Source organism: Corallococcus sp. CA049B, from assembly GCF_003611685.1.
In the GTDB taxonomy this organism is placed as follows: Bacteria; Myxococcota; Myxococcia; order Myxococcales; family Myxococcaceae; genus Corallococcus; species Corallococcus coralloides.
In genome coordinates this window covers 1-6,942 of record NZ_RAWC01000329.1, presented here as the reverse complement: position 1 = coordinate 6,942, position 6,942 = coordinate 1, and the positions used below count along the sequence as shown (strand labels likewise).

Sequence of the window (6,942 nt, the reverse complement as noted above, 5' to 3'; positions counted from 1 at the left end):
GGCCTGGGGAGGACACGCGCCAGGCACGAGCGAAAAGGGGCGCGCGCCGTATAAGAGGGCTTCCCATGGGACCTGTCTCCGGCACCACGACCCGCAAGGTGTTGCTCGCGTTCGGTGCACTGGTGGCGCTGTTCGCGGCGGCGTCGGGCTATGCGCTCGGCCGGCTGGCGGACATCCACGAGGGCACGCGCGCGCTGCGCGAGGTGGGCGGCCGGGCGCGGGAGGCGCGGGAGCTGGCCACGGCGGTGCGGGACCAGTACGCGCACCTGGCGCACACCATCATCCTGGGCAACGACAGCCACCGGCGCTTCCACTCCGAGGCCCGCGCCCGCGTGGAGGCGCTGACGCGGCGGCTTTCGGAGCACGCGCGCGACGCGGAGGAGCGCGCGGCGGTGGCGGACATCCAGGCGTCGGGCGACGCGCTGGACACGCTCTACCGGGACACGCTCCTGCCCGCGGTGATGGCGAAGGACGCGGCCGCGGTGGAGGCCGCGCATGGGCGGGCGCTGGAGTGGGTGTCGCGCATCCAGGCGCGGGTGGACGCGCTGACGGCGGACTCGGACGCGTCCATGGACGCCTTCGAGTCGCACGTGGGCGCGGTGGAGCGCGACAGCTTCCGCTGGGCGCTCTTGCTGCTGGGCGGGGCCACGCTGTTCGCGGCCGGGGTGGGCGTGTACATCGGCAACGCGGTGGCGCGGCTCGTCCAGCACGAGAAGCTGGCGGGCATTGGCCGGCTGGCGGCGGGCGTGGCGCATGAAATCAACAACCCGCTGGGCGTCATCCTCGGGTACGTGCGGCTGTTGCAGCGGCGGGCGGAGGGCACGCTCGCGGAGGACCTGCGCGTGGTGGAGGAGGAGGCGGTGCGCTGCCAGGACATCGTGGAGGGGCTCCTGGACCTGGCGCGTCCGGGCCGCGGGCCGCGCGAGCCGGTGGCGCTGCGCGACGCGTGCGAGGAGGTCGTCTTGCGCCTGCGTGAAGCCACGCGCCTGGGCACCGTGACGGTGGACGTGCAAGGCGAGGGCACCGCGTGGGCGCAGGCGCCCCGGCTGCGGCAGGTGCTGCTCAACCTGGTGAAGAACGCGGCGGAGGCCGCGGGCGAGGGAGGACGGGTGGAGGTGCGCATCGCGGTGGACGCGGACAAGAGCGCTCGCGTGGCGGTCTCGGACTCGGGGCCCGGGGTGACGCCGGAGGCGCGGGCGCGGCTGTTCGAGCCCTTCTTCACGACGAAGCCCTCGGGCACGGGGTTGGGGCTCGCGGTGAGCCAGGCCATCGCGGAGGCGCACGGCGGCCGCATCGACGTGGACACCGGGGCCCTGGGCGGCGCGCGCTTCACGCTGTCGCTGCCTTCTCCATCGCGCCAACAGGAGGCGGCGGCATGAGCGGCGCGAAGCCCTCGGTCCTCGTGGTGGACGACAAGGAGAACATGCTCAAGCTGTTCGCGCGCATCCTCGGGGACGCGTACGCGGTGACGACCGCGCCCGACGGGGTGCAGGCGCTGGCCCTGGTCTCCGCGCGCACGTTCGACGTGGTCGTCACGGACATCCAGATGCCGGGCGCGGACGGCTTCACGGTGCTGCGCGAGGTGAAGCGGCGCGCGCCTGAGACGGAGGTCGTCCTCGTCACCGCCTACGCGAGCATCCCCAAGGCCGTGGAGGCCATCAAGGAAGGCGCGTACGACTACCTGTCCAAGCCCTTCGACCCGGACGAGGTGGCCCTGGTGGTCGCCCGCGCCCTGGAGCGCCAGCGCCAGCGCCGGGACGCACAGGGGCTCGCCGCCCGCGTGGCGCGCATGCCGGACTTCCACGGCCTGCGCGGCACCAGCCCCGCGTTGCAGAAGACGCACGCGCTGCTCGCGCAGGTGGCGGCGCGCGACCTCACCGTGGTGCTCACCGGCGAGACGGGCACCGGCAAGGAGCTGGCCGCCCGCGCGCTGCACCGCGAGAGCCCGCGCCGCGACAAGCCCTTCGTCGCGGTGAACTGCGGCGCGCTGCCGGCGGAGCTGGTGGAGAGCGAGCTCTTCGGCCACGCGAAGGGCGCCTTCACCGGGGCGACGGGCGCGAAGGCCGGCCTCTTCGAGGAGGCCCACGGCGGCACGCTCTTCCTGGATGAAGTGGGCGACCTGCCGCTGCCCGTGCAGGTGAAGCTCAACCGCGCGCTCCAGGAGAAGGAGATCCGCCGCGTGGGCACCACCACGCCGGTGACGGTGGACGTGCGCGTGGTTGCGGCCACGCACCGGGACCTGGCGCAGGAGGTGGCGAAGGGCCGCTTCCGCGAGGACCTGTTCTACCGCCTGGACGGCGTGACGGTGCGCATGCCCGCGTTGCGCGAGCGCCGCGAGGACATCCCGCTGCTCGCCATGCACTTCCTCACGGCCGCGAAACGGCCGGAGCTGGAGGGCTTCACGCCCCAGGCGCTCCAGGCCCTCACCGCCGCGCCGTGGCCGGGCAACGTGCGGCAGCTGCAGAACGCGGTGGCGCGCGCGGCGGCGGTGGCGGCCGGGCCGCGCATCACCCCGGAGGATCTACCCCCGGAACTGGGTGTGTCCGGTGCCCCCGCGCCTTCCGTGGCGCCGTCCGCGGAGGCCCTGGCGAAGCAGCCCTACCGTGAAGCGGTGGACCGCGTGCGCGACGCCGTGTCTCGCGACTACCTCACCGCGCTCATGCAGGAGTTCTCCGGCAACGTCACCCACGCGGCCGAGCGCGCGGGCATGGAGCGCGAGAGCCTGCACCGCCTGCTCAAGCGCTACGGCGTGCGCACGGAGGACTTCAAGCGCGGCGACTGAAGGCCGCTAGCGGGACGCGTGCTCCGCGAGGACCTTCTCCAGCTCCTGCGCCTGCGCCCGGACATCCTCGTCCGGGGACTTCGCGGCCCGGGCCGCGTGCGCGCGCGCCTGCGAGGGCTCCGTCTTCGCCAGCGCCATGGCCAGGGTCAGGTTCGCCTTGTCGTGGTCCGGCTGCGCGGCCAGGACGGGCTTGAGGATCTCCACTGCCCGTGCGTCCTGCTGTTGCTCCAGGTAGAGCATGGCCAGCGTGTAGGCCGGCTCCGCCGCCGTGGGCTCCCGGCGCAGGGCCTCTTCCAGGAGCGTCAGCGCGGCGACCCGCTGCTTGCGCTCGTCCAGCGCGTGCGCCAGCCGGGTGAGCTCCTCGACGGAGAGGTCCGCCTGCTTCCTCGCCCGGTCCACGAGGTTCAGGGCGCCCTGCGCGTCGTCGGCGCGCAACTGTTGGATTTCCTCGAGGTACGCGTCGCTTCCCATGCAGTCCTCCAATGCGCCCCGCGGCGCTTTGAGCGCATTCTGCGTGACTTCGCGTGCGGATCCGCAACTTTGGATGGGCGGTTTCCGAAAAATCGAGAAGACTTCTCGCCCAGGCCCCCCATGCAAATCCGCAACAAGCCCGTTCTCACGCCCCAGACCCAGGCGAAGGAAGCCCCCGCCACGCGTCCGGCCGCCCCCGCGGCCCGCAACGTGGTGAAGGACTCCTTCTCCTCCGGCACCGCGGCCACCCAGCGCACCGCCGCCATCTCCGGCGCGCCCGCGGGCGACCACGGCAAGCTGATGAACGAGTACCTCACCGGGGCTCGCCCGCCCCCGGCGGACTTCGAGAAGGTGATGGGCTACAAGCCGTACAGCATCCAGACGCCCCACGGCCAGCGCATGCAGGACCCGCTCGGCTACGCCTCCGTCCCCGGCCAGATTGGCCCGGTGAAGGAGTTCGACAAGGCGGCCAAGACGCACGACTACGGCTATGACCTGCTGCGCTACTTCGAGAAGAAGGGCACGCCGCTGAAGCCCGAGGCGCGCAAGGCCGCCGACGCGCTGTTCCGCAAGGACATGTTCGACTACGCGAACGACCAGAAGGGCGTGCTGGACCGCTTCAAGTACCGCGCCTGGGCCCAGGTCTACGCCACCGCGGTGGAGCTGAACTCGCTGCGCCAGGGCAACGGCCCTCCGTAGTCGCGAAGGAGTCGCATGGAGGCTGAAGGGCCAGACGCAGGGCTGCCCCCGGACCGCGAGGACGTGGTGGCGGCGCTCCTGGCCCATCAGCGCCGCTTCGTCGCCTTCGTGGAGCGGCGGGTGGGCAGCCGGGCCGTCGCGGAGGACCTCTTCCAGACGGCCTTCGCCCGCACGCTGGAGAAGGGCGGGGCACTGAAGGACGGCGAGAGCGCGGTGGCGTGGTTCTACCGCCTCTTGCGCAACGCGCTCGTGGACCACCACCGCCGGCAGGCCGCGGAGGGACGCGCGCTGGAGGTGGAGGCGCGCGACGCGGACTCCGCCACCGAGGACCCGGAGCTGAAGGGCGCGGTGTGCGCGTGCCTCGCGGACCTGCTGCCCACGCTCAAGCCCGAGTACGCCCGGCTCGTGCGCCAGGTGGACCTGGAGGGGCGGGCTGTGCCGGACGTGGCGCGCGAGGTGGGCATCACCCCCAACAACGCGGGCGTGCGGCTGCACCGTGCGCGGCTCGCGCTCAAGCGTTCGCTGGAGCGCGGCTGCGGCGCGTGCGCGGCGCACGGCTGCCTGGACTGCACCTGCAAGCCGCGCCGCTGAGGCGGCTCAAGCGCCTCAGGGGCAGGTCGCCGCGTCGTCGTTCCTTTCGATGGTCGGGCCCGGCAGCGGCTCGCCCTGGAACACGCTCGCCGCGAGCGCGGTGGCCTGGCACGTGGGCAGCTTCGCGTTGTCCATGACGAGGAAGGTTTGCGACACGCGAGCCAGCTCCGTCAGGCCGAAGTCCGTGAGCGCCGCGTTGCCCTGGATGTTGAGGCTCTCCACCTCGCGCAGCAGCGCCAGGTCGCGCAGGGACGTGAGCGCCGGGTTGCCCAGCGACTCCAGCGAGCCCAGCCGGATCAGCTGATTGAAGCCCTCCAGGGACGTCAGCTCGGTGTTGCCCACGGCCACCACCGCGTTCGCGCTCCGCAGGAGGGGCAGGTGGTGCACGCGTTGGAGCTTCCCGTTGTACTTCAGCGAGAAGTCCTGCGTGACCTGCCACAGCGAGGGCATGTCCCCCACGCTCACCAGCGCGGGGTTGCCCTGGATGAAGATGCGGCCCGCGAAGGAGAGCCGCTCGAAGCCCGTCGTGTCCGTCAGCCGGGGGTTGGCGATGATGTCCAGCTCGCCCACGGAGGTGAGCTTGCCCAGCGGGCGAAGCAGCTCCAGCACGGCGTTCTCACGCAGCTCCAGCGTGCCGTCCACGGACGTCAGGTCGTCCAGCCCGAAGGTGCTCGCCAACGCGGCGTTGTTCCTGATGCGCACATCCCCGTGGACCCGGGCCAGGCGGTGGAAGGGCATCCGGTTCATCCGGAGGTGGTCCTCGATGATGAGGGACCCCTGGAGCCCGGTGATGTTGGACAGCAGGCCGGGCTCCACCAGCGCGTTGTTCGCGCGCAGGATGACGCTGTCGTGCGGCTGCACCGCCGCCAGCCCATCCAGCGTGGCGAGCATGGGGTTGTCCTCCACGAACAGGCTGCGCTCGGCCCACAGGGGGAAGGCCGCCGCCGTGCCCAGCATGAGTGAGTCCAGCCGGGCGTTGGCGCTCACCGTCACGTCGCCGCCCACGAAGCGCAGGGCGGGCAGGGACAGCCGCCGCAGGCTCGAGTTGCCCCGGACCGTGAAGCTCTCCTGGATGACCGCCAGGGCGGGCAGGGACGCGTCGGTGAGCGTGGGCGCGGAGATGATCAGCTCGCCGCGCAGGTGGGTGACGCCCTCGAGCGCGACCAGGTCCACGGGGCTCGTCACCGCGAAGTCCCCGTCGTGCACGCGGGTGGACTGACACACGTACACGGCCGCCGAGACGCCGTCGCGGTCTGGCTCGCCGTCGTGGTCCAGGTCCTGGAACGCGTCCACGCGCGTGCCTCCCCGTGCGCAGTTCGGCCCCGCGGGCTCGGGCTGATGGCGGAGCTTCAGGTCGGTCAGCTCCAGGCCACAGAAGTAGTGGGAGGCTTCGACCTCGGACATCGCGAGCACCTTGTCACCGTCCAGGTCCGGGCCCGCCTCCAGGGCCGTGCCGCCGCTGTCGTCGCCGTCGCACGGCGCGGTGAAGGCCTCCAGCGAGCGCAGGCGCATCACGACGGGGACCGGCTCGTTGCAGGCGTACACCTCCTGGGCAATCTCCCCGTCCTCCAGCAGGCCGTTGCCATTGGCGTCATGGCCGGCGTGAGACACCTGGCCGCCCAGGGGGCAGCGCGCGCCCGGGCTCACCGGCCGCACGCGCAGGAGCACGTTGGCCACCGAGGTGGCGCAGACATACTCGGTGGCGGAGACCTCCGGGTCGCCCAGCTGCCCGTCGCCGTCCTGGTCCAGGCCGGACTGCACCGCCTGTCCCCCCAGCGTGCAGTTCGCGCCGTGGGGCTCGGGCCGCGCGCGGGTGCGGACCTGGGGCAAGGCGGCGTCGCAGACGTAGGCGGTGGCGGTGACCTCCGCGTCGTCCAGCTCCCCGTCGCGGTCCTGGTCCAGGCCGGACTCCACCGCGTCCCCGCCGAACTCGCAGTGCTCGCCAGGAGGCTCCGGGCGCACCCGGGTCTTCGCGTCGCGCTGGATGATGTCCGACAGGTCGATGGCATCACAGCCGCTGGCGAGGAGGGCCAGCGCCGCCCCCCCCATCACCCACATGCGTCGCATTCGATGCTCTCTCTGGTCGGGCCCCGACCTTGCTTCCCTGGCCATACGGAGTGAGCGGATTTTCCTGGCCGTTTCGCCGCGCGTCCTCCGCGACCGGACGCGCAAGCCCCTGGAACTCCAGGCCGCCGGCGCCGCGTCCTACTGGAAAAGGCCCCGTGCGGACAAACCCCAGGGCCCGCCTGGCGCCCTGCCTCCCAGTGGTGGGAGCGCGGGCGGCACGGGCTTCGGGAGGGCGGGTTACGCATGTGTAAGAGCGCGCCGGGTGCCGCGTTGGCCCGGGGAAAGGAGGCTTCCTCATGACGCACCACCACCCGCATTCCCCTGTCCCGCCT

Annotated in this window: 6 protein-coding genes; 4 read left to right on the top strand and 2 right to left on the bottom strand. The window is 72.5% G+C overall.

From position 1 onward, the window contains the following. Positions 1 to 65: 65 nt before the first annotated feature. Entirely contained in the window at positions 66 to 1,379 is a 1,314-nt protein-coding gene (locus D7W82_RS37535) for a sensor histidine kinase (protein WP_120622874.1), read from the top strand. Next, complete coding sequence (locus tag D7W82_RS37530) at positions 1,376 to 2,782, top strand: sigma-54 dependent transcriptional regulator (protein ID WP_120622873.1); 1,407 nt, start codon at positions 1,376 to 1,378, stop codon at positions 2,780 to 2,782. Before D7W82_RS37535 ends, D7W82_RS37530 begins: the two co-directional genes overlap by 4 nt. Positions 2,783 to 2,788: 6 nt before the next feature. Here D7W82_RS37530 and D7W82_RS42450 read toward each other — a convergent pair whose 3' ends face one another. After that, a complete protein-coding gene (locus D7W82_RS42450; RefSeq protein ID WP_147439750.1) occupies positions 2,789 to 3,253 on the bottom strand; it encodes a tetratricopeptide repeat protein in 465 nt (154 codons plus the stop codon). Between the two features lie 120 nt (positions 3,254 to 3,373). Here D7W82_RS42450 and D7W82_RS37520 point away from each other — a divergent pair, with 120 nt between their 5' ends. Together D7W82_RS37520 and D7W82_RS37515 are read left to right on the top strand one after the other, a co-directional pair. Further along, positions 3,374 to 3,952 (top strand): hypothetical protein, encoded by a 579-nt coding sequence (locus D7W82_RS37520; RefSeq protein ID WP_120622871.1) that lies wholly within the window; start codon positions 3,374 to 3,376, stop codon positions 3,950 to 3,952. A 15-nt stretch (positions 3,953 to 3,967) separates the two neighbouring features. Next, complete coding sequence (locus D7W82_RS37515) at positions 3,968 to 4,543, top strand: RNA polymerase sigma factor (protein WP_120622870.1); 576 nt, start codon at positions 3,968 to 3,970, stop codon at positions 4,541 to 4,543. 15 nt (positions 4,544 to 4,558) lie between these two features. Here D7W82_RS37515 and D7W82_RS37510 read toward each other — a convergent pair whose 3' ends face one another. After that, positions 4,559 to 6,610 (bottom strand): hypothetical protein, encoded by a 2,052-nt coding sequence (locus tag D7W82_RS37510; protein ID WP_147439749.1) that lies wholly within the window; start codon positions 6,608 to 6,610, stop codon positions 4,559 to 4,561. Positions 6,611 to 6,942 lie beyond the last annotated feature (332 nt).

Coding starts and splice junctions, on each gene's coding strand:
- D7W82_RS37535 (WP_120622874.1), top strand. CDS start 66: ATGGGACCTGTCTCCGGCACCACGACCCGCAAGGTGTTGCTCGCGTTC.
- D7W82_RS37530 (WP_120622873.1), top strand. CDS start 1,376: ATGAGCGGCGCGAAGCCCTCGGTCCTCGTGGTGGACGACAAGGAGAAC.
- D7W82_RS42450 (WP_147439750.1), bottom strand. CDS start 3,253: ATGGGAAGCGACGCGTACCTCGAGGAAATCCAACAGTTGCGCGCCGAC.
- D7W82_RS37520 (WP_120622871.1), top strand. CDS start 3,374: ATGCAAATCCGCAACAAGCCCGTTCTCACGCCCCAGACCCAGGCGAAG.
- D7W82_RS37515 (WP_120622870.1), top strand. CDS start 3,968: ATGGAGGCTGAAGGGCCAGACGCAGGGCTGCCCCCGGACCGCGAGGAC.
- D7W82_RS37510 (WP_147439749.1), bottom strand. CDS start 6,610: ATGCGACGCATGTGGGTGATGGGGGGGGCGGCGCTGGCCCTCCTCGCC.